We start from the raw sequence: 23,837 nt of genomic DNA, 5'->3' as shown, positions 1-23,837 counted from the left end.
CATGCGTCAGCATCCGTTAGGGATTTACGAAAAAGCGCTGCCAAAAGATCTCTCCTGGCCCGAGCGGCTGGTACTGGCGAAAAGCTGCGGGTTCGATTTTGTCGAGATGTCGGTCGATGAAACCGACGAGCGATTATCGCGCCTCGACTGGCGCACCGCGCAGCGCGCCTCTCTGGTTGAAGCGATGCTGGAAACCGGGGTGTCTATCCCGTCCATGTGCCTGTCTGCCCACCGTCGCTTCCCGTTTGGCAGCCGCGATGAAACCGTGCGCCTACGCGCCCGCGAAATCATGATCAAAGCCATCAGGCTGGCGCGTGACTTAGGCATTCGCACCATCCAGCTTGCGGGTTATGACGTGTACTACGAAGAGCACGACGAAGGCACGCAACAGCGCTTTGCCGACGGGCTGGCGTGGGCGGTAGAGCAGGCCGCCGCCGCGCAGGTAATGCTGGCGGTAGAGATCATGGATACCGCGTTTATGAACTCCATCAGCAAATGGAAAAAGTGGGACGACATGCTCGCCTCGCCGTGGTTCAGCGTTTATCCGGACGTTGGCAACCTGAGCGCGTGGGGCAACGACGTCACCGCCGAGCTGACGCTGGGCATTGACCGCATTGCGGCTATTCACCTGAAAGACACCCAGCCCGTCACCGCGCAAAGCCCCGGGCAGTTCCGCGACGTGCCGTTTGGCGAGGGCTGCGTCGATTTTGTCGGCGTGTTTAACACGCTGAATCAACTGAACTATCGCGGCGCGTTTCTGATTGAGATGTGGACTGAAAAAGCAAAAGAGCCGGTGCTGGAGATTATCCAGGCGCGCCGCTGGATTGAAGCCCGTATGCAGGAAGGAGGCATGACATGCTAGACGAACTTAAAGCCGAGGTACTGGCGGCTAACCTGGCGTTGCCCGCCCACCAGCTGGTGACGTTCACCTGGGGCAACGTCAGCGCAGTGGACCGCAAAAGCGGCACGATGGTGATTAAGCCCTCCGGCGTAGAGTATGACGTGATGACGGCGGAGGATATGGTGGTGGTGAATATCGCTACCGGCGAAGTGGTCGAGGGAAATAAAAAACCCTCTTCAGACACGCCCACCCATCTTGCGCTGTACCGTCGTTATCCGGAGATTGGCGGCATCGTGCATACCCACTCCCGCCACGCCACCATCTGGTCACAGGCGGGACAGGATTTACCCGCCTGGGGCACAACGCACGCGGACTATTTCTACGGGGCGATCCCCTGCACGCGCCTGATGACCGCGGCAGAGATTGCCGGAGAATACGAATATCAGACGGGTGAAGTGATCATCAAAACCTTCGAGGAGCGCGATCTCAGCCCGATGCAGATCCCGGCGGTGCTGGTCCACTCCCACGGCCCGTTCGCCTGGGGTAAAGACGCTGCCGATGCGGTCCACAATGCCGTCGTGCTGGAAGAGTGTGCCTATATGGGCCTGTTCTCTCGCCAGCTCGCGCCACAGCTTCCGGTTATGCAGCAGGAGCTGCTCGACAAGCATTATCTGCGCAAGCACGGGGCAAATGCCTATTACGGCCAGTGATCAGCCGGAATTGATATGCTCTTTACAGTACCGCCGTTTCCAGACGGCGGGTGTTAGCCCGGTATGCTTTGAAAAGATCTGCCGAAAATATCCCACGTCATTAAAGCCGCAGCGGGTTGCCACTTCGGTAAGCGAGGCAGAACCATCCAGCAACAGCTTTTCCGCCGCCCTGACGCGCTGGCGATGTATCGCCTCCGTCAGGGTTAAATGGAACGTCCGGCGAAATACGCGCCCGAGATAATCGGCATTGCAGTGCAACGCTTTTGCCAGCTGCGAGGTAGAAAGCGGTAAATGAAACTGCGTGCGAATAAGCTGTTTCGCCTTCCACGCCATTGCCGCACCGGCTTCATCTGCGTTATCTTCATAGCCTGATGAAATAGAAATTTGCTGCAAAATCAGTAATAAAATGATTTCCAGCGCCACGCTTCGCCGTAATTTCTCCTGCTCGCTCAGGAACTGGCGAAAAAGAGAAATCACATACTGGGCATCCCTCACGCGGCAGTGTTGTTCGATTGCCAGATTGGGCAACCGGGGCGGGTGATGCTCAACCTCAAAATGCAGCCAGTAAAATTTAAGATCGGCCGGAAAGTCGCCCACGCCCACATGGCGTCGGTCTGGCCAAAGCAGCAAACTCTCTCCTGCTTTTACCTCAAATAACGTGCTTTCTTCCTGGATCGTTAATGTCCCTTTTTCGACAAAAATAATCTCCCACGACGTTAATTTTCGCGCAGGGTGGCGGCCCACGCCCCGGGAGATAAATAACCCGCCATTTTGAACCTTAATCGGAAGCGCTATGGATAATTCAAGCATGGATATTCACCATTCCGCTTTTATTGCCGTTGATATTCAACTTACGCTTTGATTATTAATCAATATTCGAATAACTGTCCGATCGGAATCACATTTTTATCATCAGGTCGGAATCGTCATCTTTTTATACTTTTCCCTTCCCTTGTTGGCCTTTTCGTTCGGTGCAGAATAAATGCGTACCTTGCACAAATACGATAATAAATTCGATTACCGAGGAGTTACTTCATGACTTCCACACCGATTACAGAATCAGACGTGACACAAGAGGCAACAGAGGGCCACTTGTCCGTGCGCGAAAAAATTGGCTACGGCCTGGGCGACGCGGGCGGGACGGTGATTACCTGCCTGATCATGAATTTTCTGACCTTTTTCTATACTGATGTCTTTGGCCTGACCCCTGCGCTCGTGGGCACGCTGTTTATTGCCTTGCGCGTATTTGACGCCATTTCCGACCCGGTAATGGGCATTATTGCCGACCGCACGCAAAGCCGCTGGGGGCGCTTTCGTCCGTGGCAGCTGTGGGTCGCCTTCCCGATCGGAGTTATCGGCGTGCTGACCTTCACCGTTCCGGAAGCCAGCATGGGCGTGAAAATCGCCTGGGCATTCGGGACCTATCTGCTGCTGTCCGTCGGCTATACCGCCATCAACGTTCCCTACTGCGCGCTGATTAACACCATGACCACCCGTCACAATGAGGTGATCTCCTGCCAGTCATGGCGCTTTGTGCTCTGCGGCGTGGCGGGGTTTTTGGTCTCCGTGGGCCTGCCGTGGCTGGTCGCGGAGTTAGGCCAGGGAGATGCCGCGAAAGGGTATCAGCTTGGCGTCGGGGTGCTGTGCGCCATCGCGGTGGTGATGTTCCTGTGCTGTTTCTTCTGGGTACGCGAGCGTGTTCCGCTGGCGCTGATGGGGAAATTTACCCTGCGCGAGCATCTGGCCGGTCTGCGTAAAAACGATCAGCTGCTGCTGATGCTGGTGATGTCATTTCTGCTGATTAACGTCTTCAACATTCGCGGCGGCGGGTATATGTACTTCATCACATACGTGCTGCAGGGCAGTACCGCCTATACCTCGCTGTTTTTCACCATGGTGACTTTTGCCGCCATTCTGGGGGCGGTCATCGTCAGCCCGCTGTCGCGCCGTATTGATACCGTCAAACTCTACTACTACACCAACCTGGTGCTCGCCGCGCTCGCGGTGGGAATGTGGTTCCTGCCTGGCGGCCCGGCGCACCAGACGTTGTGGCTAATCGTCATTTTGAGCAACGGCGTCATTCTCGGGTTTACCCTGCCGCTGCACTTCTCGCTGATGGCCTTTGCCGACGACTATGGCGAGTGGAAAACCGGGGTGCGTTCGTCGGGCATGAACTTCGCCTTCAACCTGTTTTTCATCAAGCTCGCGTGGGCCTCCAGCGCCGGGATCATCAGCCTGGTGTTTATCGCCGTGGCCTACCAGCCCGGTGCGGGCAACCAGACGCCTGCTTCGCTGCAGGGCATCACCGCCATGGAGACGCTGCTCCCCGCCCTTTTCCATCTGCTGCTGGCCGTCTCTATCCGCTGGTGCAGACTCAACAACCCTATGATGTCGCGCATTGCTACCGACCTGCGCCAGCGTCACGTACCCTCCTGAGGAGAACACGATGTCCATAATGGAAGCCGATCTGCATAAACTGAAAATTAACGACCCGTTTCTCGGGCAGTATCAACGTCTGGTACGTGAGGTGGTGATCCCCTACCAGTGGGATGCGCTAAACGACCGCGTGACGGAAGCCGAACCCAGCCACGCCATCACCAACTTCCGCATTGCGGCGGGTCTGGAGCAGGGTGAATTCTACGGCATGGTATTTCAGGACAGCGACGTGGCGAAATGGCTGGAAGCCGTGGCGTGGTCGCTGTGCCAGAAGCCTGATGCTGAACTGGAGAAAACCGCCGACGAGGTGATTGAGCTGGTCGCTGCGGCGCAGTGTGAAGACGGTTATCTCAACACGTACTTCACGGTAAAGGCACCGGGCGAACGCTGGACGAATCTGGCCGAGTGTCACGAGCTGTACTGTGCCGGACATATGATAGAAGCGGGCGTAGCGTATTTTCAGGGCACCGGAAAACGCCGTCTGCTGGAGGTGGTGTGCAGGCTGGCAGACCATATCGACAGCGTGTTTGGCCCCGGCGAGAACCAGCTACACGGTTATCCGGGCCATCCGGAAATCGAACTGGCGCTGATGCGGCTTTACGACATCACGCAGGAGCCCCGCTATCTCACTCTGGTGAAATATTTCATCGAGCAACGCGGCGTTCAGCCTCACTTCTACGATATCGAATACGAGAAGCGCGGCAGAACGTCGTACTGGAACACCTATGGCCCGGCCTGGATGGTCAAAGACAAAGCCTACAGCCAGGCGCATCAGCCGCTTTCGGAACAACAAACGGCCGTCGGCCATGCGGTGCGTTTTGTCTATCTGATGGCGGGCATGGCGCATCTGGCGCGCCTGAGCCATGACGAGGATAAACGGCGGGACTGCCTGCGGCTGTGGAAAAACATGGCGCAGCGCCAGCTGTATATTACCGGTGGAATCGGCTCACAAAGCAGCGGCGAGGCGTTCAGCAGCGATTACGATCTGCCCAACGATACGGTGTACGCCGAAAGCTGCGCCTCCATCGGCCTGATGATGTTTGCCCGCCGGATGCTGGAGATGGAGGCCGACGGCCACTACGCCGACGTAATGGAGCGCGCGCTATACAACACGGTACTGGGTGGAATGGCGCTGGATGGTAAGCATTTCTTCTATGTGAACCCGCTGGAAGTCCATCCGAAAACCCTGGCGTTCAACCATATCTACGATCACGTGAAGCCCGTCCGCCAGCGCTGGTTTGGCTGCGCCTGCTGCCCGCCGAATATCGCCCGCGTGCTGACGTCACTGGGGCACTACATTTATACCGTCCGCCAGGATGCGCTTTTTATTAACCTTTACGTGGGCAACGATGTTGCCATACCGGTTGGAGACGAAACCCTGGCGCTGCGAATTAGCGGTAACTATCCGTGGCATGAACAGGTAAAAATCGACATTACCTCGCCTGTTCCCGTCACGCATACGCTAGCCCTGAGGCTGCCAGACTGGTGTGCCGCGCCTGACGTTTCATTAAATGGAGAAGCGGTAACGGGCGAGATCTCCCGTGGATACCTTTATCTCACCCGCAGCTGGCAGGAGGGTGACGACATTACGCTAACGTTACCTATGCCGGTTCGCCGTGTGTATGGCAACCCACAGGTCCGCCAGCAGGCGGGGAAAGTCGCCCTGCAGCGCGGACCTCTGGTTTATTGCCTGGAAGAGGCCGATAACGGCGCCAATCTGCATCACCTTTCTCTGCCTGAAAACAGCGAGTTCAGGGTCTTTGAAGGGAAAGGGATTTTCGCGCACAAGATGCTAGTACAGGCAGAGGGGATTGGGTGTCACGTGGAGGACACGGATGCGCTGTGGCAGTACGATCGCTCGCCGGTACAACGTCAGCCCCGCACGCTGACCTTTATTCCCTGGTTTAGCTGGGCTAACCGGGGAGAAGGAGAAATGCGGATCTGGGTGGATGAAGGTTGAATTTCTGCGGCCTGTTGCCCTCACCCCATCCCTCTCCCACGGGAGAGGGAGTAAACAGGCTTTACCCCATCAGAAACGCCAGGTCAGGCCGGTCATCAGCGCGAAGCTGTCGTCGCGGTCGATCATCGGGCTGTTCTTCACGTCGTCAGGCAACACGGTGTAGACCGCGCTGGCGTTGAGGTACAGCTTCTGGGTTAACTGATATTTAGCCGCCAGCCCAACGTATGGCGTCCAGCTGTCACCAGCGGTGTATTGATCCAGTCCTGAGCGGCGAGACTCGCTGCCGGATACGCCATAGTAGTAGTCGTTATAGCTTTCGTCGCTGTAGAACACACCAACAGAAGGCGTCAGGGTCAGGCGCTCCATCCTGATTGGACGGAAGTAAGATACCTCGCCGATCACGCCACCGCTTTCATCCATGGCATCACCAGAGACCGCCACTTTTAGCGAACCCCAGCTCTCATGGCGGTAGTACGCGCCACCGAGGAAGGCAGACGCTTTACGCTCATCCAGCTGCTTCATCTGATGGTCGTCGTTGTCATCAGGATCGAAATGCAGTGGCATCCACGACGCGGTCAGGCTGAATTCATTTTTTGCGTCTTTCCACAGGATCCATCCGCCAGTGGTCTGACGAACATAGAAACGATCGCCTTCATAGCTAATTAACGGTACTGCGGTAGTATTTTCGTTATAGCCTTTGTAAGGAGACTCATTAAATACAGCCCCCGCTCCAAGTGAAAAGTCACCGGCCATTGCTGAGGATGTTGCAAATAACGTGGCAGCGATGAGTAAATTGTATTTAATAGTCATTACATGTAATCCATTAAAATGCCAAACAAGCGAGGCGCATAATAATGGTTACAAATTTGCCAATGCAACGCTGCGGTTTATATAATATTATATATAAAATCATATAGATGGGTGCGCATGATGAATAAATTACAGCTAAAGCCACGCGAATTAAAAATTATATCCGTCATCGCAGCCACCCACAGCATTGGTGATGCCGCGGCCCTGCTGGGCATGGCGCAGGCCAACGTCAGTAAATATCTGTCTGATTTTGAAACGCGGGTTGGACTGAAGGTGTTTGAGCGCACCACGCGCCAGCTGGCCCTGACCCAGTTTGGTGAAGCGTTACTCCCTTACGTTAATGCCACGCTGGATAAGAACAGTCAACTCGTTAATTTCATTGCTGATTATAAGCATGAAAAGCGCGGAAAGGTCACAATCTATGCCCCCACAGGTATCGTGACCTATCTCGCGCGCCACGTGATCCATCAGATAGAAGACATCGGTGACATTCGCATCTCCCTGAAAACCTACAATCTGGACCGCAATGAATTTTCAGAAGGCGTTTCCTTTCCTGATGACTGCGATATTTTAATTACCTATGCGCAACCGAAAGACGAAAGCCTGGTCGCCAGCGTGTTGACAAAATATTCCGTTACGGCATTCGCAACCGTAGAGTATTTAAATAAACATCCCTTAACGGGACCTGAAGATTTAATTAATCACTCCTGCATTCTTATTGATTCCATGCTGGTCGATGATGCGAACATCTGGCGTTTCCGCGTGCATGGCAGTGATAACGTGCACGACTACCGGGTGACCGGTAATTATATTTGCGACAATACGCAGACGGCCCTGGAGCTGGCAAGAAATAATCTTGGGATTGTTTTTGCACCCAAAGAGAGTCTGAAGAAAGAATTAACGCAGGGGATGCTGGTCCCCTGCTTCCCGCATCAGGAGGAGTGGTGGCTCGATCTGACGGCCATCTTCCGCAAACGTGAATACCAGCCCTGGCGTGTGCAATACGTCCTGGACGGCGTTCTGAACTGCCTGCGCCAGCAAATTGCTCAGGCCGCCCATGGACGGCCTGAGCTGGGCGATTAGAACAGCCCCAGCGGTTTATCGGAGTAGCTGACCAGCAAACATTTCGTCTGCTGGTAATGCTCCAGCATCATCTTGTGGGTTTCACGCCCGATGCCCGACTGCTTATAACCGCCAAAGGCCGCGTGCGCCGGATAGGCGTGGTAGCAGTTGGTCCAGACGCGCCCGGCCTGAATGCCGCGGCCCATTTTATAGGCCAGATTACCGTTGCGGCTCCAGACGCCTGCCCCCAGGCCATATGGCGTGTCGTTGGCAATCTCCAGCGCCTCCTCCATCGTTTTAAAGGTGGTCACGGCCAGCACCGGTCCGAAAATTTCCTCCTGGAAGACGCGCATGTTGTTCTGACCGAACAAGATCGTTGGCTCAAGGTAATACCCTTCCTGCAGATCTCCTCCCAGCACTTTACGGCGTCCGCCGGTCAGAATATCCGCCCCTTCTTTCTTGCCGATGTCGATGTAGTTGAGGATAGTCTCCAGCTGTCCTTGCGAGACCTGCGCGCCCATCTGCGTGACGTTATCGAGCGGATTACCGCTGCGGATAGACTCAACGCGGCGAATGGCCCGCTCCATAAAGCGCTCATAGATGGACTCCTGCACCAGCGCGCGGCTTGGGCAGGTGCAGACTTCGCCCTGGTTAAACGCAAACAGCGCAAAGCCTTCCAGGGCTTTATCGAAGAAGGCATCCTCTTCCTCCATCACGTCCGCGAAGAAGATGTTCGGGGATTTCCCGCCCAGCTCAAGGGTCACCGGAATGATGTTTTGCGTAGCGTACTGCATGATCTGCTGGCCCACTTCCGTCGACCCGGTAAACGCCACTTTAGCGATCCGTTTCGAGGTCGCCAGATATTCCCCTATCTCACCGCCAGCACCGTTGACCACGTTAATCACGCCCGGCGGCAGAAGATCGCCAACGATTTCCATCAGCAGCAGCACTGAGAGCGGCGTCAGACGCGCCGGTTTCAGCACAATACAGTTCCCGGCCGCCAGCGCGGGCGCCATTTTCCAGCTCGCCATCAGCAGCGGGAAGTTCCACGGAATAATTTGCCCGACGACGCCCAGCGGCTCGTGGAAGTGATACGCCACGGTGTCGCTGTCTACCTCGCTTATTCCACCCTCCTGAGCGCGAATACAGGAGGCAAAATAGCGGAAGTGGTCGATGGCCAGCGGCACGTCAGCCGCCATCGTTTCCCGGATAGGCTTGCCGTTATCCCAGGTTTCCGCCGTCGCCAGCAGCTCCAGATTCTGCTCCATCCGGTCGGCGATTTTGAACAAAATAGCTGCGCGGTCCTGAACGGAGGTATGAGCCCATTTCTCTTTCGCTTTGTGCGCCGCATCCAGCGCCAGGTCGATATCGCGCTTGCCGGAGCTGGCAATCTCACACAGCGACTGGCCGGTAACCGGGGTCAGGTTGGAATAGTATTCGCCGTCGACGGGAGCGACCCAGTCGCCGCCAATAAAGTTGTCATAACGGGGCTTCAGCTTGAGGGGAAAACCATACTCGCCGGGCTGGATACGCGATGAGGGAGGATTGTTTGTCATGACCGTCTCCTTGCTGTTGGTGTACAACAAGGGTAGTTCCGGCTGGCGATTTTCTCGCCAGCCGGTAACGGTGTTTACGACGGAGGTCACGGAGTTTCAGGAAATAACAACGAATCTCGCAATAAATGATCGTTACCGCGACGGCGGGTAAAGCCGATGCGGTTGAAATACTCCAGGATCTGAATCGCCAGCTTGCGGCCCACGTTCAGCCGGTCGCGGAAATCGGCCGCGCAGGTGGAGCCCCGCTCCTGATCCAGCTCGCGGATCAGATTGGCAAACGCCACAATACGATCGTTACGGTAATAACGATCTTTTACGATCGCGACTATCAGCCCCTGCTGCGCCGCATGGCGCAATACCTGACGCATCACCTGTTCATCGGTGTTGGTTTCGCGAGCCAGATCGCGAACCCACCACGGCTCATCACCAAACAGCGTGGCGACTTTTTGCCATATCGCCTCTTGCTCTGCGGTGAATCCGGCCTTGTGATCCGGCAGATGCAGCCAGCCGTGGTGGCTTTTAATCACCCCGCTTTCGCGCATGTTTTCAATCAGCAGCAGCACCAGCGCGTCGTCTTCCATCGGCAACGCCATGCGTCGCAGACGCTCACGGCCCGGGCCTGGCTCGTCCTGATGCTGTTCATGGTACGTCGCCAGCGTATTCAGTATCTTACGCTGCCAGTGTGCCGCAACCGGGGCATTAAGCAGACTGTTTCCAGCCTGAATAAAGCCCGGCTGCCGGGTCAGTTGGATTAGGCCTTCCTCGCTCAGCTGGCGTGCCCATGCAAAATCACGCAGACTTACCGCTCCGCGATCGAGATGCACCCGCAGCGCGGCGTTATCATCGCTGGCCTGCGCCAGCGCGGCCAGCCACTGCAGATATTCAGATTTACGCTTGCCGCGTCGAGGTGGATTCAGCGCGACGACCCGCGCCCCGGCCAGCGTTTCCCGCGCGGAAATATCACGCAGTACCAGACGATCGTTGTCTGCCAGCCAGAGCGGGGAATCGAATACCAGTTCGGCAAGGTCGTTTTCCAGCAGCGACACGCGCCCGGTGATATGGCTGGCCGCGTGGTGAATATGCAGCGGCTGCCACTGGGTCAGCGGCATGTGTGTCTGCAGGGAAACAATGACGCGTTCAGACGGTTCCGGTGGGGCATCGGCCAGCAGCCAGTCGCCGCGGTTAAGCTGCTCTTTTTCTGCATCCCCGGCAATGTTCAGCGCGATACGCTGTCCGGCATGGGCACGTTCAGCGGGCTGGTTTTGCGCGTGCAGCCCGCGCACGCGCATCGGTTTGTTCACGCCCGTCAGCCAGAGCGAATCTCCCACGCTGACTTCACCACTCAGCGCCGTACCGGTAACCACCAGACCCGCGCCTTTGACGGTAAACGCCCGGTCAATCGCCAGACGGAAGCGGTGATGGCTGGCGTGATTGCGCGACGAAAGCTGCTGTAAGTGGTGGCGAAGTTCCTCGATACCGCGCCCTTCTGTCGCCACGGTGACAAAAAGCGACGCGTCGGCAAAACCATATTCCCGCAAGGTCGCCTGGACCGTTTCACGTACCTCGCTGACGCGTGCGTCATCCACGCGATCGGCTTTGGTCAGCACCACGGTCAGCTGCGGGTTGCCGGTCAGCTGCAGGATCGCCAGGTGCTCACGGGTTTGCGCCATGACGCCGTCATCGCAGGCCACCACCAGCAGGGCATGATCGATGCCCCCCACTCCCGCCAGCATGTTGGACAGAAACTTTTCATGCCCCGGAACATCTATAAAGCCCAGCACGCGGCCATCAGGCTGGGGCCAGTAGGCATAACCCAGATCGATGGTCATGCCGCGCTTTTTCTCTTCCGGCAGGCGGTCGGCGTTAATGCCAGTAATCGCCTGCAGCAACGTGGTTTTTCCGTGGTCGACGTGACCGGCGGTGGCAATAATCATTTCAACAACATCTCCAGAAATCGCTCTTCATCTTCAAGACAGCGCAGATCCAGCCACATTCTGCCGTCGTAAATCCGCCCGATAACCGGCGTCGAGAGACCGCGCCAGCGCGACGACAGGGCGTCAAGATGGCTGCCGCGCCCGTCACGCGGCGTGAACGTGAGCGCTTCACTCGGCAGCCTGTCCACCGGCAGCGAACCGCTGCCAATCTGCGACTGGCAGGGCTCAATGCGAACGTCAAAATCGGGGTAGTGTGGGGCAATGCGCGGCAGCAGCAGTTCGGCCTGGGCGCGAATCGAGGCGGCATCGCGGCTTAACAGGCGCAGCGTGGGCAGGCGGTCGGCCAGTTTCTCCGGGTGGAGATAGAGCCGCAGCGTCGCCTCCAGCGCGGCAAGCGTCATTTTATCGGCGCGCAGGGCGCGCTTGAGCGGATGCTGCTGCAGCTGCGCAATCAGCTCGCGCTTGCCGACGATAATCCCGGCCTGCGGCCCGCCAAGCAGCTTGTCACCAGAAAAGCTGACCAGGCTCACGCCCGCCGCAATCATCTCCTGCGGCATCGGCTCTTTTGGTAGCCCGTACAGGCTTAGATCCACCAGCGAGCCGCTGCCAAGATCGGCGATCACTGGGATATCCAGCTCACGCCCTATTTCCGCCAGCTCCGCCTCGTCAACCGTTTTGGTGAAGCCTTCAATATGGTAATTGCTGGTGTGGACCTTCATCAGCAGGGCGGTATTTTCATTCACCGCCGCGCGATAATCTTTCGCATGGGTGCGATTGGTGGTGCCCACTTCATGTAGCGTGCAGCCCGCCTGGCGCATCACGTCCGGAATGCGAAACGCCCCGCCAATCTCCACCAGCTCGCCGCGGGATACTACCACCTCTTTACCGCTGGCGGTGGCCGCCAGCATCAGCAGCACCGCAGCGGCGTTGTTATTCACAATGCAGACATCTTCCGCGCCGGTCAGCTGGCACAGCAGCTCCGCCAGCGCCCGGTCGCGGTGCCCGCGTCCGGCGCCGTCCAGATCGTACTCCAGCGTCACGGGCGCTCGCATGGCCTGTACAACCGCCTCGACAGCCTCTTCTGCCTGCTGCGCGCGGCCCAGGTTGGTATGCAGTACGGTACCGGTCAGGTTAATCACCGGGCGTAACGCGCTTTGCGCTTTCTCATCCAGCCGGCGTTCAACTTCCTGCTCCCACGCCGTGCACCAGTCGGGCAAGACGTTTTCTGACTGAATAGCGCATCGGGCTTCGTCCTGAAGCAGGCGTAACATCTCCACCGTCGCGGTATGGCCGAAGCGCTCAACAACAGCATGAATGCGGGGCTCGCGAAGGAGACGGTCGATAGCGGGGATCTGGCTGTACAGCGAATGATGAGTAGTCATGAAAGCGCCTGGCGAGTAAATATCTTCCCCCCTCCCGACGGGAGAGGGAGTTAACATGTGGAGGGATTGTACCGCCTCCGACGCCGAAGTGTTATAACCCGCGTCAAGCCTTTGGCGGTTCTGTACGGGCAAAGCTCTCGCGGCTAAACAGCGTGTCTGCCAGTTTCACCAGCAGCGGACGGTCGACGCACCAGCCCGGGGAGACGCGGCGGAAGTTGAGATAGCCGATGGCGCAGGCGATGGCGATGGTCCCCAGGTTCAGGCTGTCGGGGTGAATCTTACCCTCCCGGATAAGCTGCTCGCACCTGTCCAGGCTGCGGCTGATTTTTTCCCGCTGGCGTAACAGTTCCGTTTCCGACTGCTGGGCGGCGGGTCTGGCCTGTTCACGTACGGAGGTTAACGCCGCATCCATAATGCCATCGGCCAGGGCTTCGATTTGCTTCACTGCCAGCGCCGCTTTTGGGTCAGCCGGCAGCATGGCCGGGGCAACGCCCAGCAGCTCGATATACTCGGCAATTATCGGGGAATCGAACCAGTATTCGCCCTCGTCCGTCACCAGCGCCGGGACTTTCCCCAGCGGGTTGTACTGCGCAACGCCGTTTTCCGCGTTGTAGGGCTGTTCATTAATGAATTCAAATTCAATCCCCTTCTCTAGCAGGAGAATCGAGATCTTTCGCACGAAGGGACTGGTGTAGCTACCGATGAGTTTCATTGCCTGATCCTTGATGCTGCAAAAAAGTCAGTATGGATCAAGCGATGAAAAAAGGGCAGGTCTGCGTGTCGCATTCCTGCCCTGGAAGGATTAGTGATCGAGGTAGAGGTAGTGCATCCAGCTGGTCATACGGAGCAGCACTTTACGCATGACCGAGACGTGGGCGAAGTGGTCCGAATAGACCGCCACCTGGGCAAAAATACCGTCTGGCAGCGCATCGACCTCCGCGTTAGGGTTCAGCTCAATGATGGCCTGCACACCATCACTACCCGGAGTGACCGTCAGCGACTGCAGCGCGCCCTGCGCCTGATAGGTCCCCCCCGGCACCACCGGCAGAATACTGGTGAGCTTCCCGGAGAACACCTGGCCCGGCAGCGCGTTAAACACCACTTCCGCTTCATCACCCGGCTTCAGACGCAGCAGCGAGTTCTGACGGAACTGGGCCACAATCTGACGCTTCTGTTCAGGAATAAAGACCATCACCGGGCGCAGAGGCAGCGCGGCGGCATAGGTTCCCGGACGGATCAGCACCTGGGTGATGTAACCATTGCTTGGTGCACGCACCACGGTCTGATCCAGATTGTATTTGGCTTCGGCAAGCTGGGCGCGTAAGGAGGCAATCTGCGACTGTTCACCGTTCACCATGCTGTCTAACTGGCTTTGGATCTGCACCTGTTCAGCCACGGAGCCTTTCACCAGCGCATCCTGCGCCAGATAGTTCTGCCGCGCGTTGTCGATATCGCTTTCAGAGAACGGATTCACCTTCGCCTGGCTGCCTTTCAGGTAGCGCTGATAATCTTTATAGAGGCGATCGCGTTCAGCGGAGACGCGCGTGGTATTGGCAACGGCTTCCGCCAGCTGCGCTTTCAGATTATCGATATTGTGCGTCGCGGTTACCAGGTCGGCCTGAAGTCTGTCGACGCGTGCCTGGTAGCGGCCAGGATCCAGTTTAAATAACACTTCGCCTTTTTTAATGAGCTGATTATTTTTATCGGTCACTTCGCTGACCACACCGGTCACCTGCGGCGTGATTGGAATAGAAATAACCGCTTTTTGCGCCGTAAAGGTATACGGGTGGTTATAGTTCATTAACAGAATAAGTCCGGCAACAATAAATACGCCGCCTAATGTTGCGGTGGCAAGCGTCCACTGGTTGACCGGAATTCGGAATATTTTAAAGATGGCCCAGGCAAATGCCACGTAGGTCAAAATAATCAACAGATCCATGATTAGCGCTCCAGCGTGTTCTTATCAGCAGCAGGCTTTACCGCGGCCAGCTTTTGTTCGAGTTCCGCCACGCGTTTGGCGAGCGCATCCATGCCCGGGACCTCATCAGGCTTTGTAATGTGGTTTTGCATACCCCAGCCACGATCTTCGCGGTACAGGGTGGCCCAAATCCACAGGAACGGCCAGATGGCATGGAGCGTAAACAGGCTAATCCACCCTGCCGTGTGAATTGCATCGGCATGCGGATGGTTACGCTTTTTGGCCATATTGTAAGGGATGTCATGAATGGCGATGATTCCGTAAAACAGAACCAGAAATACAAAAATCAATACGCCCAGCGCAAAATAGTTGAGAAACATATTCTCCTCACTTAAACAACGTCAACTCATTAAATTAATAAAACGGTACGCAACCTAATTAATTTTTATAAACACGGGGTTGTGTTCATTATTCCCAGGGCCGGGAAGTATGTATTTTTATAATATCTCCATGCAAGTTTATAAGCGTGTCAAAATATATCCTGAATAATAATAGACTTAACCTTACAATATGAGCGTAATCCACCTTTTAACTTTTCGCCATACCACACATCAAAAGTGGTTTTTTAGCTTATCGTGTCGTGCAATATCATCCTGGCGCTGAATCACGAATCAGAGTTTGCCGCCGATCACAGCCGGAGAAATCCGCATAAAAATATTTTGTGAAATCAGTCACAATCCAGAAACAAACCCACCAGAACAAAACGTGATGACAATCACATAAAAGGGTGGATTTTGCTTTTTTTGTCGCCATTGTATTTTTTTTGCCCGCAAATTTTGTGATTGAGATCACTTCATTGATATCCCTACCCCCTGCCTTTACGTGACGCGCATCACACAAATTTTCCCTATCTGGACAGTTGAACGATTCAGTGCCAGATTTCACAGCATCAGAACAGGGTCCGGCTACCTCTGCCGCCTCATTAACAATAAACCTCGGGCCACAAGCCTAAGCGTAAACAGAAGAAGGGGTGTTTTATGTCATCCGATTTCAAGATCAAAGTTCAAAGCTTTGGTCGTTTCCTCAGCAACATGGTGATGCCAAATATCGGCGCGTTTATCGCGTGGGGTATCATCACCGCATTGTTCATTCCGACAGGGTGGTTGCCTAACGAAACGCTGGCGAAACTTGTTGGCCCAATGATTACCTATCTCCTGCCGCTGCTCATCGGTTTCACCGGGGGTCGTCTGGTGGGCGGTGACCGTGGTGGCGTCGTGGGTGCTATCACCACCATGGGTGTTATCGTCGGTGCGGATATGCCGATGTTCCTCGGGGCGATGATTGCCGGTCCTCTGGGCGGCTGGGCGATTAAGAAATTCGACGTCTGGGTTGATGGTAAGATCAAATCCGGCTTCGAAATGCTGGTGAACAACTTCTCTGCGGGCATCATCGGGATGATCCTCGCCATTCTGGCGTTCCTCGGCATTGGCCCTGCGGTTGAAGTGCTGTCCAAAATTCTGGCGGCAGGCGTTAACTTCATGGTGGCGCACGAGATGCTGCCGCTGGCGTCTATCTTCGTTGAACCGGCGAAAATCCTGTTCCTTAACAACGCCATCAACCACGGCATCTTCTCGCCGCTGGGTATCCAGCAGTCTCACGATCTCGGCAAGTCTATCTTCTTCCTGATTGAAGCCAACCCAGGCCCAGGTATGGGTGTTCTGCTGGCGTACATCTTCTTTGGCCGCGGCAGCGCCAAACAGTCTGCTGGCGGTGCGGCGATCATCCACTTCCTGGGCGGTATCCACGAAATTTACTTCCCGTACGTGCTGATGAACCCACGTCTGATCCTGGCCGTTATCCTCGGCGGTATGACCGGTGTGTTCACCCTGAGCGTGCTGGGCGGTGGTCTGGTTTCTCCAGCCTCTCCGGGGTCTATCCTGGCGGTACTGGCGATGACGCCAAAAGGGGCTTACTTCGCAAACATCGCGGCGATCTTTGCGGCAATGGCCGTCTCCTTCGTGGTCTCTTCAATCCTGCTGAAAACCAGCAAAGTGAAAGAAGATGATGACATTGAAGCGGCAACCCGCCGTATGCACGACATGAAAGCCGAATCCAAAGGCGCGACGCCACTGGCAGCAGGTGATGTCTCTAACGACCTGAGCCACGTGCGTAAAATCATCGTTGCCTGTGATGCCGGTATGGGTTCCAGCGCAATGGGTGCAGGCGTGCTGCGTAAGAAAGTGCAGGATGCGGGCCTGACCAACATCTCCGTGACCAACAGCGCTATTAACAGCCTGCCGCCGGATGTTGACCTGGTTATCACGCACCGCGATCTGACCGAACGCGCCATGCGTCAGGTACCACAGGCACAGCATATCTCGTTGACCAACTTCCTCGACAGCGGCCTGTACACCAGCCTGACCGAACGTCTGGTTGCCGCGCAGCGTCACGAAGATAACGAAGTGAAAGTGCGCTCCAGCCTGCAGGACAGCTTTGACGAGAGCAATGCCCACCTGTTCAAACTGGGTGCGGAAAACATCTTCCTCGGCCGTACCGCGGCAACCAAAGAAGACGCGATTCGCTTTGCCGGTGAGCAGCTGGTGAAAGGCGGCTACGTTCAGCCTGAATATGTTGACGCGATGCTGGAACGCGAAAAACTGACGCCAACCTACCTGGGCGAATCCATCGCGGTGCCGCACGGTACGGTTGAAGCGAAAGATCGCGTCCTGAAAACTGGCGTCGTATTCTGTCAGTATCCGCAGGGCGTGCGCTTCGGTGAAGAAGAAGACGACATCGCCCGTCTGGTGATTGGTATCGCCGCTCGCAACAACGAGCACATTCAGGTGATTACCAGCCTGACCAACGCGCTGGATGATGAGTCCGTCATCGAGCGTCTGGCACAGACTGAAAGCGTTGACGAAGTTCTGGCTCTGCTTAACAAATAACGGTACTCCTCCCTCTCCCCCCGGGGAGAGGGCTAGGGTGAGGGGGAAAACGTTCCTCACCCCAGCCCTCTCGGGTAAAAACATTGATGAAGGTTAACACTATGAAAGCATTACATTTTGGCGCAGGTAATATCGGTCGTGGTTTTATCGGTAAACTGCTGGCAGACGCGGGCATTACGCTGACATTCGCCGATGTGAATCAGGTCGTCCTGGATGCCCTGAATGCGCGTCATAGCTATCAGGTCCATGTGGTCGGTGAAAATGAGCAGGTCGAGACGGTATCGGGCGTCAACGCGGTCAGCAGCATCGGTGAAGACGTTATCGACCTTATCGCCAGCGTCGATCTGGTCACCACTGCCGTAGGTCCGGTCGTCCTTGAGCGCATCGCTCCTGCGGTCGCGAAAGGCCTGGCAAAACGTAAAGCGCAGGGCATCGACACCCCGCTGAACATCATCGCCTGTGAAAACATGGTGCGCGGCACCACGCAGCTGAAAGGCCACGTTCTTAACGCTGTAGCAGACGAAGATAAAGCCTGGGTTGAAGCGCACGTCGGCTTTGTGGATTCCGCCGTAGATCGCATCGTTCCGCCGTCCGAATCCGCCACCCACGATCCGCTGGAAGTGACCGTGGAAACCTTCAGCGAGTGGATCGTTGATAAAACCCAGTTTAAAGGCGCCCTGCCGACCATTCCGGGAATGGAATTAACCGATAACCTGATGGCATTTGTCGAACGCAAACTCTTCACGCTGAACACCGGGCATGCTATAACCGCGTACCTCGGAAAATTGGCCGGTCATCAGACCATTCGTGACGCGATCCTCGATGAGAAGATCCGCGCGGTGGTAAAAGGGGCAATGGAAGAGAGCGGCGCGGTGCTGATCAAACGCTACGGTTTTGATGCTGAGAAACACGCAGCATACATCCAGAAAATCCTCGGTCGCTTTGAAAACCCGTATCTGAAAGATGACGTTGAGCGCGTGGGCCGTCAGCCTCTGCGCAAACTGAGCGCGGGCGATCGCCTGATTAAGCCGCTGCTGGGCACGCTGGAATACGGTCTGCCGCACGCCAACCTGGTGAAAGGGATTGCCGCCGCAATGCACTACCGCAGCGAACAGGACCCGCAGGCGCAGGAACTGGCTCAGCTGATTGATACCAAAGGCGCACAGGCTGCGCTGGCGCAGATTTCCGGTCTGGACGCCAACAGCGACGTGGTTGTGGAGGCGGTTAACGCATACAACGCAACCAAATGATGCAGAATGCGGCGCAGGTTAGCCTGCGCCCAGATAACAGATTGTCAGATATGCAGGCAATAATGGAACAAACCCAGGCCTTTGAAAATCGTGTGCTTGAGCGTCTGAATGCTGGCAAAACCGTACGAAGTTTCCTGATTGCCGCCGTCGAGCTGTTAACCGAGGCGGTGAATATCCTGGTGCTTCAGGTGTTTCGCAAAGACGACTACGCGGTAAAATATGCTGTAGAACCGTTACTGGACGGAGACGGACCGCTGGGCGATTTATCCGTGCGTCTGAAGCTGATTTATGGTCTTGGCGTGCTGAACCGGCAAGAGTATGAAGATGCGGAGCTGTTAATGGCGCTGCGCGAAGAACTCAATCATGACGGTAACGAGTACACCTTTACCGATGATGAGATCCTGGGGCCCTTCGGCGAGCTGCACTGCGTCACCGCGCTGCCCCCTGCTCCCCATTTTGATAACAGCGACCCTGAGCTCTACGCGATGCAAAAGCTGCGTTATCAACAGGTTGTCCGTTCCACGATGGTTCTCTCCCTGACTGAGCTGATTTCACGAATCAGCTTAAAAAAAGCGTTTCAGAAGTAAGCCTGCTCACATTGGTGTATCCTTCCCTGTAAATTCCCCGTTTTCAGAGTTATTTGTCATGAAAGAAGTCGAAAAGAACGAAATTAAACGCCTGAGCGACCGCCTGGATCTGATCCGTCACCAGATGGCGGGCCTGTCACTGGTCGAGTCCGCCGAGAAGTACGCCGAGCTGGAAAAAGAGGTCGCCACGCTGGAAACAGAAATCGAGCGCCTGCGCGAAGTGAAAGGCCAGAAGCTGAGCAAAGAAGCGCAGAAGCTGATGGACATGCCGCACCGTCGTACGATCACCAAAAAAGAACAGGCCGACATGGGCAAGCTGAAGAAAAGCGTCCGTGGTCTGGTGGTGGTACACCCGATGACCGAGCTTGGCCGCGAAATGGGCCTGAAAGAGATGACGGGTTTTTGTAAGACGGCGTTCTGATTTCATGCCGGGTGGCGCTGCGCTTACCCGGCCTACTCTTTTCCCCTTCGTGTGAATTGGTCCAACCAATAGCGCAACCAATCCTCCCCCGGTTCACAATTCCATTATTTCCGCTCACAAAACCATTGCTAGCTCATAACATCTGGTTAACCATTCATTGTCATTAACCCTACAACACAACATTGGCAGGACCACTTTTACACAGACTGTGACGCAGAGATGAGCGGAGACTCACCCGCAGCGCAGGCTGTCTGGTCCCCAGGAGACCTGCATGAGCCTCTGGCAACAAAACTACGACCCGGCCGGCAATATCTGGCTGTCGAGCCTGATCGCATCGCTTCCGATCCTGTTCTTCTTCTTTGCGCTGATTAAGCTCAAGCTGAAGGGCTACCTTGCCGCGACGTACACCGTCGCCATCGCCCTGCTGGTGGCGCTGTTCTTCTACAAAATGCCGGTCGATCACGCGCTGGCCTCCGTCGTCTACGGTTTCTTCTACGGCCTGTGGCCGATTGCGTGGATCATCATCGCGGCGGTCTTTGTCTATAAAATCTCGGTGAAAACCGGACAGTTCGACATTATCCGCTCGTCGATTCTCTCCATTACGCCGGACCAGCGCCTGCAGATGCTGATTGTCGGCTTCTCCTTTGGGGCGTTTCTGGAAGGCGCGGCAGGCTTTGGCGCACCGGTGGCGATTACCGCCGCGCTGCTGGTGGGTCTGGGCTTTAACCCACTCTATGCTGCGGGCCTGTGCCTGATTGTGAACACCGCGCCGGTGGCGTTTGGCGCGATGGGTATTCCGATTCTGGTGGCCGGACAGGTCACCGGGCTGGACAGCTTCGAGATCGGCCAGATGGTCGGTCGCCAGCTGCCGTTCCTGACCATTATCGTCCTGTTCTGGATCATGGCGATTATGGACGGCTGGCGCGGCGTGAAGGAGACCTGGCCTGCGGTGATGGTGGCGGGCGGTTCGTTCGCTATCGCTCAGTACCTCAGTTCGAACTTCCTCGGCCCGGAGCTGCCGGACATCATCTCTTCGCTGGTGTCGCTGGTTTGCCTGACGCTGTTCCTGAAACGCTGGCAGCCGGTACGTATTTTCCGCTTTGCCGACATGGGCGCCTCGCAGGTTGATCAAACCCTGGCCCGTACAGGCTATACCGCGGGCCAGGTGATCCGCGCCTGGTCGCCGTTCCTGTTCCTGACCGCAACGGTCACCCTGTGGAGCATCCCGCCGTTTAAAGCCCTGTTCGCGCCGGGCGGGGCGCTGTACGACATGGTGATTAATATTTCCGTGCCGTTCCTCGACAAAATGGTCGCCCGTATGCCGCCGGTGGTGCACGCCGCCACGCCGTATGCCGCGGTCTATAAATTCGACTGGTTCTCCGCTACCGGGACCGCCATCCTGTTTGCCGCTATCCTTTCCGTGGTATGGCTGCGCATGAAGCCTGCGGCCGCGGTGCAGACCTTTGCGGCGACCGTTAAAGAGCTGATGCTGCCGATCTACTCCATCGGCATGGTGCTGGCGTTCGCGTTTATCTCGAACTACTCCGGCCTGTCATCGACGCTGGCACTGGCGCTGGCGCATACCAGCCACGCCTTCACCTTCTTCTCGCCGTTCCTCGGCTGGCTGGGGGTGTTCCTGACCGGTTCCGATACCTCGTCGAACGCCCTGTTTGCCGCGCTGCAGGCAACGGCAGCCCAGCAGATTGGCGTATCGGACGTCCTGCTGGTGGCCGCGAATACCACCGGTGGCGTGACCGGGAAAATGATCTCGCCACAATCCATCGCCATTGCCTGTGCGGCGGTGGGACTGGTCGGTAAAGAGTCGGACCTGTTCCGCTTTACCGTGAAACACAGCCTGATATTCACCTGCATGGTCGGGGTGATCACCACCCTGCAGGCCTATGTCTTAACCTGGATGATCCCATGATAGTGATGCCCAGACGCCTGTCCGACGAGATTGCCTCTCGCGTGCGGGCGCTGATTGAAGAACAACAGCTGGAAGCGGGCATGAAGTTGCCCGCCGAACGCCAGCTTGCCGCCCAGCTTGGCGTGTCGCGCAATTCACTGCGTGAGGCGCTGGCGACGCTGGTCAGCGAAGGGGTGCTGGTAAGCCGTCGCGGCGGCGGCACCTTTGTACGCTGGCAGCATGACGACTGGTCCGAGCAAAACATCGTTCAGCCGCTGAAGACGCTGATGGAGAACGACCCGGACTACAGCTTCGACATCCTTGAAGCGCGTCACGCCATCGAAACCAGTACCGCCTGGCACGCGGCCATGCGGGCAACCGACGCCGACAAAGAGAAACTCATCGCCTGCTTTGAGGCCACGCAAAGCAGCGACCCGGACATCGCCTCCCAGGCGGACGTGCGTTTTCACCTGGCGATTGCCGAGGCGTCGCACAACGTGGTGCTGCTCCAGACCATGCGCGGGTTCTTCGACCTGCTGCAATCCTCCGTGAAGCAGAGCCGCCAGCGCATGTATCTGGTTCCGCCGGTGTTTGCCCAGCTGACCGAACAGCACGAGGCGGTGCTCAACGCCATTCTGGCCGGTGATGCCGAGGCCGCGCGCAAAGCGATGATGGCGCATCTCGGTTTCGTGCACACCACCATTAAACGATTCGATGAAGACCAGGCCCGACAGGCGCGTATTACCCGTCTGCCTGGCGAAAGTGATATTTCCAGGGAGAACAAAGCATGATTATTTCAGCAGCCAGTGACTATCGCGCCGCGGCGCAGCGCATTTTGCCGCCGTTCCTGTTCCACTACATCGACGGCGGGGCGTATGCCGAATACACCCTGCGACGCAACGTGGAAGATCTGTCGGAGGTGGCTCTGCGCCAGCGCGTGCTGAAGAATATGTCTGACCTGAGCCTTGAGACAAAACTGTTTAACGAAACGCTTTCCATGCCGGTCGCGCTCGCACCTGTCGGTTTATGCGGCATGTACGCCCGTCGCGGTGAAGTGCAGGCCGCCGCCGCCGCAGATGCTAAAGGCATTCCGTTTACCCTTTCCACCGTGTCCGTCTGCCCGATTGAAGAGGTTGCCCCAACCATCAAGCGGCCGATGTGGTTCCAGCTGTACGTCCTGCGCGATCGCGGCTTTATGCGTAACGCGCTGGAGCGCGCTAAAGCGGCGGGCTGCTCCACGCTGGTCTTTACCGTTGATATGCCGACCCCCGGCGCGCGCTACCGCGATGCGCACTCCGGCATGAGCGGCCCAAATGCGGCGCTCCGCCGCTACTGGCAGGCAGTAACGCATCCACAGTGGGCGTGGGACGTCGGCCTGAACGGTCGCCCACACGATCTGGGGAACATCTCGGCCTACCTTGGCAAACCGACCGGGCTGGAAGATTACATCGGCTGGCTGGCGAATAACTTCGATCCGTCCATCTCCTGGAAAGACCTGGAGTGGATCCGCGAATTCTGGGATGGCCCGATGGTGATCAAGGGGATCCTCGACCCGGAAGATGCCCGCGATGCGGTCCGCTTTGGGGCAGACGGGATTGTGGTCTCTAACCACGGCGGACGCCAGCTTGACGGGGTGCTCTCCTCCGCTCGCGCCCTGCCGGCCATTGCCGATGCGGTGAAAGGCGATATCGCCATCCTGGCCGACAGCGGCATCCGCAACGGGCTGGACGTGGTGCGCATGATTGCGCTGGGTGCTGACAGCGTGCTGCTGGGACGCGCGTATCTGTACGCCCTGGCGACGGCGGGCCAGGCAGGCGTGGCGAATCTGCTTAACCTGATCGAAAAAGAGATGAAGGTGGCGATGACGCTGACCGGTGCGAAAACGATTAGCGAAATCAGTAAGGATTCCCTGGTGCAGGAGTTAAGCAAATTACCGGCAGCGCTGGCTCCCCTTGCTCAGGGAAACGCGGCCTGACCTTCTCCGGTTACTCCCCCTTTCTCATGCGCCCGAAGTCCCCCTCGGGCGCTTTTTTATGCCAAAAATAACATCCAGATAACATATTGGATAAGAAAATTTGACATCCACCTGCCGCACGCAATTGTATAGACAAGCAAATAC

At 56.7% G+C, this 23,837-nt stretch carries 20 protein-coding genes; 12 read left to right on the top strand and 8 right to left on the bottom strand.

Going from position 1 to position 23,837, the window contains the following annotated elements; translation table 11 throughout:
* The first annotated feature begins 1 nt into the window (after position 1).
* Positions 2–862, top strand: a complete 861-nt coding sequence (locus tag ACDO57_RS20675; protein ID WP_370884532.1) for an L-ribulose-5-phosphate 3-epimerase — start codon at positions 2–4, stop codon at positions 860–862.
* On the top strand, positions 856–1,551 hold the full coding sequence (gene araD / locus ACDO57_RS20670; RefSeq protein ID WP_061716197.1) for an L-ribulose-5-phosphate 4-epimerase: 696 nt from the start codon (positions 856–858) through the stop codon (positions 1,549–1,551). Before ACDO57_RS20675 ends, araD begins: the two co-directional genes overlap by 7 nt.
* Here the strand turns inward: araD and ACDO57_RS20665 are convergent, their stop codons facing one another.
* Positions 1,552–2,361: a helix-turn-helix domain-containing protein gene (locus ACDO57_RS20665; RefSeq protein WP_061716198.1), complete on the bottom strand. Its 810-nt coding sequence runs from the start codon at positions 2,359–2,361 to the stop codon at positions 1,552–1,554.
* Between the two features lie 225 nt (positions 2,362–2,586).
* Here ACDO57_RS20665 and ACDO57_RS20660 point away from each other — a divergent pair, with 225 nt between their 5' ends.
* A complete protein-coding gene (locus ACDO57_RS20660) occupies positions 2,587–3,987 on the top strand; it encodes an MFS transporter (protein WP_370884531.1) in 1,401 nt (466 codons plus the stop codon).
* Positions 3,988–3,997: 10 nt separating this feature from the next.
* Positions 3,998–5,947, top strand: a complete 1,950-nt coding sequence (locus ACDO57_RS20655) for a glycoside hydrolase family 127 protein (RefSeq protein WP_370884530.1) — start codon at positions 3,998–4,000, stop codon at positions 5,945–5,947.
* A 69-nt stretch (positions 5,948–6,016) separates the two neighbouring features.
* Here the strand turns inward: ACDO57_RS20655 and ACDO57_RS20650 are convergent, their stop codons facing one another.
* Positions 6,017–6,757, bottom strand: a complete 741-nt coding sequence (locus ACDO57_RS20650; RefSeq protein WP_024906593.1) for a MipA/OmpV family protein — start codon at positions 6,755–6,757, stop codon at positions 6,017–6,019.
* Positions 6,758–6,874: 117 nt separating this feature from the next.
* Between ACDO57_RS20650 and ACDO57_RS20645 the strand changes: the two genes are divergently transcribed.
* The gene (locus tag ACDO57_RS20645; protein ID WP_061716202.1) at positions 6,875–7,840 is read left to right on the top strand and encodes a LysR family transcriptional regulator; all 966 of its coding nucleotides are present in this window, start codon (positions 6,875–6,877) and stop codon (positions 7,838–7,840) included.
* Here the strand turns inward: ACDO57_RS20645 and aldB are convergent.
* The 6 genes from aldB to ACDO57_RS20615 form a co-directional block, all read right to left on the bottom strand.
* Positions 7,837–9,375, bottom strand: coding sequence for an aldehyde dehydrogenase AldB (gene aldB / locus ACDO57_RS20640; protein ID WP_370884529.1), 1,539 nt, complete (start codon positions 9,373–9,375; stop codon positions 7,837–7,839). The two genes, ACDO57_RS20645 and aldB, sit on opposite strands and share 4 nt — an antisense overlap.
* 86 nt (positions 9,376–9,461) lie before the next feature.
* The gene (gene selB / locus ACDO57_RS20635; protein ID WP_370884528.1) at positions 9,462–11,309 is read right to left on the bottom strand and encodes a selenocysteine-specific translation elongation factor; all 1,848 of its coding nucleotides are present in this window, start codon (positions 11,307–11,309) and stop codon (positions 9,462–9,464) included.
* The gene (selA, locus tag ACDO57_RS20630; RefSeq protein ID WP_370884527.1) at positions 11,306–12,691 is read right to left on the bottom strand and encodes an L-seryl-tRNA(Sec) selenium transferase; all 1,386 of its coding nucleotides are present in this window, start codon (positions 12,689–12,691) and stop codon (positions 11,306–11,308) included. Before selA ends, selB begins: the two co-directional genes overlap by 4 nt.
* Before the next feature lie 103 nt (positions 12,692–12,794).
* Positions 12,795–13,403: a glutathione S-transferase gene (locus ACDO57_RS20625; RefSeq protein WP_157188431.1), complete on the bottom strand. Its 609-nt coding sequence runs from the start codon at positions 13,401–13,403 to the stop codon at positions 12,795–12,797.
* 90 nt (positions 13,404–13,493) lie between these two features.
* Positions 13,494–14,630 (bottom strand): HlyD family secretion protein, encoded by a 1,137-nt coding sequence (locus ACDO57_RS20620; protein WP_048992837.1) that lies wholly within the window; start codon positions 14,628–14,630, stop codon positions 13,494–13,496.
* A 2-nt stretch (positions 14,631–14,632) separates the two neighbouring features.
* On the bottom strand, positions 14,633–14,989 hold the full coding sequence (locus ACDO57_RS20615) for a DUF3302 domain-containing protein (RefSeq protein WP_024906600.1): 357 nt from the start codon (positions 14,987–14,989) through the stop codon (positions 14,633–14,635).
* 657 nt (positions 14,990–15,646) lie between these two features.
* Here ACDO57_RS20615 and ACDO57_RS20610 point away from each other — a divergent pair.
* From ACDO57_RS20610 to lldD, 7 genes are all read left to right on the top strand, one after another.
* Entirely contained in the window at positions 15,647–17,554 is a 1,908-nt protein-coding gene (locus ACDO57_RS20610; RefSeq protein WP_208763391.1) for a PTS mannitol transporter subunit IICBA, read from the top strand.
* Between the two features lie 86 nt (positions 17,555–17,640).
* Positions 17,641–18,804: a mannitol-1-phosphate 5-dehydrogenase gene (gene mtlD, locus ACDO57_RS20605; RefSeq protein ID WP_080690903.1), complete on the top strand. Its 1,164-nt coding sequence runs from the start codon at positions 17,641–17,643 to the stop codon at positions 18,802–18,804.
* Positions 18,801–19,391, top strand: coding sequence for a mannitol operon repressor MtlR (gene mtlR / locus ACDO57_RS20600; RefSeq protein WP_047347596.1), 591 nt, complete (start codon positions 18,801–18,803; stop codon positions 19,389–19,391). Before mtlD ends, mtlR begins: the two co-directional genes overlap by 4 nt.
* Positions 19,392–19,449: 58 nt before the next feature.
* Positions 19,450–19,812 (top strand): YibL family ribosome-associated protein, encoded by a 363-nt coding sequence (locus ACDO57_RS20595; protein ID WP_370884526.1) that lies wholly within the window; start codon positions 19,450–19,452, stop codon positions 19,810–19,812.
* Between the two features lie 271 nt (positions 19,813–20,083).
* Entirely contained in the window at positions 20,084–21,739 is a 1,656-nt protein-coding gene (gene lldP / locus ACDO57_RS20590) for an L-lactate permease (protein ID WP_248273224.1), read from the top strand.
* Positions 21,736–22,509, top strand: a complete 774-nt coding sequence (gene lldR, locus ACDO57_RS20585) for a transcriptional regulator LldR (RefSeq protein WP_024906606.1) — start codon at positions 21,736–21,738, stop codon at positions 22,507–22,509. The genes lldP and lldR overlap by 4 nt, the downstream gene beginning before the upstream one ends.
* Positions 22,506–23,693 (top strand): quinone-dependent L-lactate dehydrogenase, encoded by a 1,188-nt coding sequence (gene lldD / locus ACDO57_RS20580; RefSeq protein ID WP_023334042.1) that lies wholly within the window; start codon positions 22,506–22,508, stop codon positions 23,691–23,693. The genes lldR and lldD overlap by 4 nt, the downstream gene beginning before the upstream one ends.
* Positions 23,694–23,837 lie beyond the last annotated feature (144 nt).

The organism is Enterobacter cloacae complex sp. 2015409 (genome assembly GCF_041365315.1).
GTDB lineage: Bacteria > Pseudomonadota > Gammaproteobacteria > Enterobacterales > Enterobacteriaceae > Enterobacter > Enterobacter pseudoroggenkampii.
This window is presented reverse-complemented; position numbering and strand designations above follow the sequence as displayed.

Excerpts from the sequence above, each read along its gene's own strand:
- ACDO57_RS20675 (WP_370884532.1), top strand. The coding sequence starts at position 2 with ATGCGTCAGCATCCGTTAGGGATTTACGAAAAAGCGCTGCCAAAAGAT.
- araD (WP_061716197.1), top strand. The coding sequence starts at position 856 with ATGCTAGACGAACTTAAAGCCGAGGTACTGGCGGCTAACCTGGCGTTG.
- ACDO57_RS20665 (WP_061716198.1), bottom strand. The coding sequence starts at position 2,361 with ATGCTTGAATTATCCATAGCGCTTCCGATTAAGGTTCAAAATGGCGGG.
- ACDO57_RS20660 (WP_370884531.1), top strand. The coding sequence starts at position 2,587 with ATGACTTCCACACCGATTACAGAATCAGACGTGACACAAGAGGCAACA.
- ACDO57_RS20655 (WP_370884530.1), top strand. The coding sequence starts at position 3,998 with ATGTCCATAATGGAAGCCGATCTGCATAAACTGAAAATTAACGACCCG.
- ACDO57_RS20650 (WP_024906593.1), bottom strand. The coding sequence starts at position 6,757 with ATGACTATTAAATACAATTTACTCATCGCTGCCACGTTATTTGCAACA.
- ACDO57_RS20645 (WP_061716202.1), top strand. The coding sequence starts at position 6,875 with ATGATGAATAAATTACAGCTAAAGCCACGCGAATTAAAAATTATATCC.
- aldB (WP_370884529.1), bottom strand. The coding sequence starts at position 9,375 with ATGACAAACAATCCTCCCTCATCGCGTATCCAGCCCGGCGAGTATGGT.
- selB (WP_370884528.1), bottom strand. The coding sequence starts at position 11,309 with ATGATTATTGCCACCGCCGGTCACGTCGACCACGGAAAAACCACGTTG.
- selA (WP_370884527.1), bottom strand. The coding sequence starts at position 12,691 with ATGACTACTCATCATTCGCTGTACAGCCAGATCCCCGCTATCGACCGT.
- ACDO57_RS20625 (WP_157188431.1), bottom strand. The coding sequence starts at position 13,403 with ATGAAACTCATCGGTAGCTACACCAGTCCCTTCGTGCGAAAGATCTCG.
- ACDO57_RS20620 (WP_048992837.1), bottom strand. The coding sequence starts at position 14,630 with ATGGATCTGTTGATTATTTTGACCTACGTGGCATTTGCCTGGGCCATC.
- ACDO57_RS20615 (WP_024906600.1), bottom strand. The coding sequence starts at position 14,989 with ATGTTTCTCAACTATTTTGCGCTGGGCGTATTGATTTTTGTATTTCTG.
- ACDO57_RS20610 (WP_208763391.1), top strand. The coding sequence starts at position 15,647 with ATGTCATCCGATTTCAAGATCAAAGTTCAAAGCTTTGGTCGTTTCCTC.
- mtlD (WP_080690903.1), top strand. The coding sequence starts at position 17,641 with ATGAAGGTTAACACTATGAAAGCATTACATTTTGGCGCAGGTAATATC.
- mtlR (WP_047347596.1), top strand. The coding sequence starts at position 18,801 with ATGATGCAGAATGCGGCGCAGGTTAGCCTGCGCCCAGATAACAGATTG.
- ACDO57_RS20595 (WP_370884526.1), top strand. The coding sequence starts at position 19,450 with ATGAAAGAAGTCGAAAAGAACGAAATTAAACGCCTGAGCGACCGCCTG.
- lldP (WP_248273224.1), top strand. The coding sequence starts at position 20,084 with ATGAGCCTCTGGCAACAAAACTACGACCCGGCCGGCAATATCTGGCTG.
- lldR (WP_024906606.1), top strand. The coding sequence starts at position 21,736 with ATGATAGTGATGCCCAGACGCCTGTCCGACGAGATTGCCTCTCGCGTG.
- lldD (WP_023334042.1), top strand. The coding sequence starts at position 22,506 with ATGATTATTTCAGCAGCCAGTGACTATCGCGCCGCGGCGCAGCGCATT.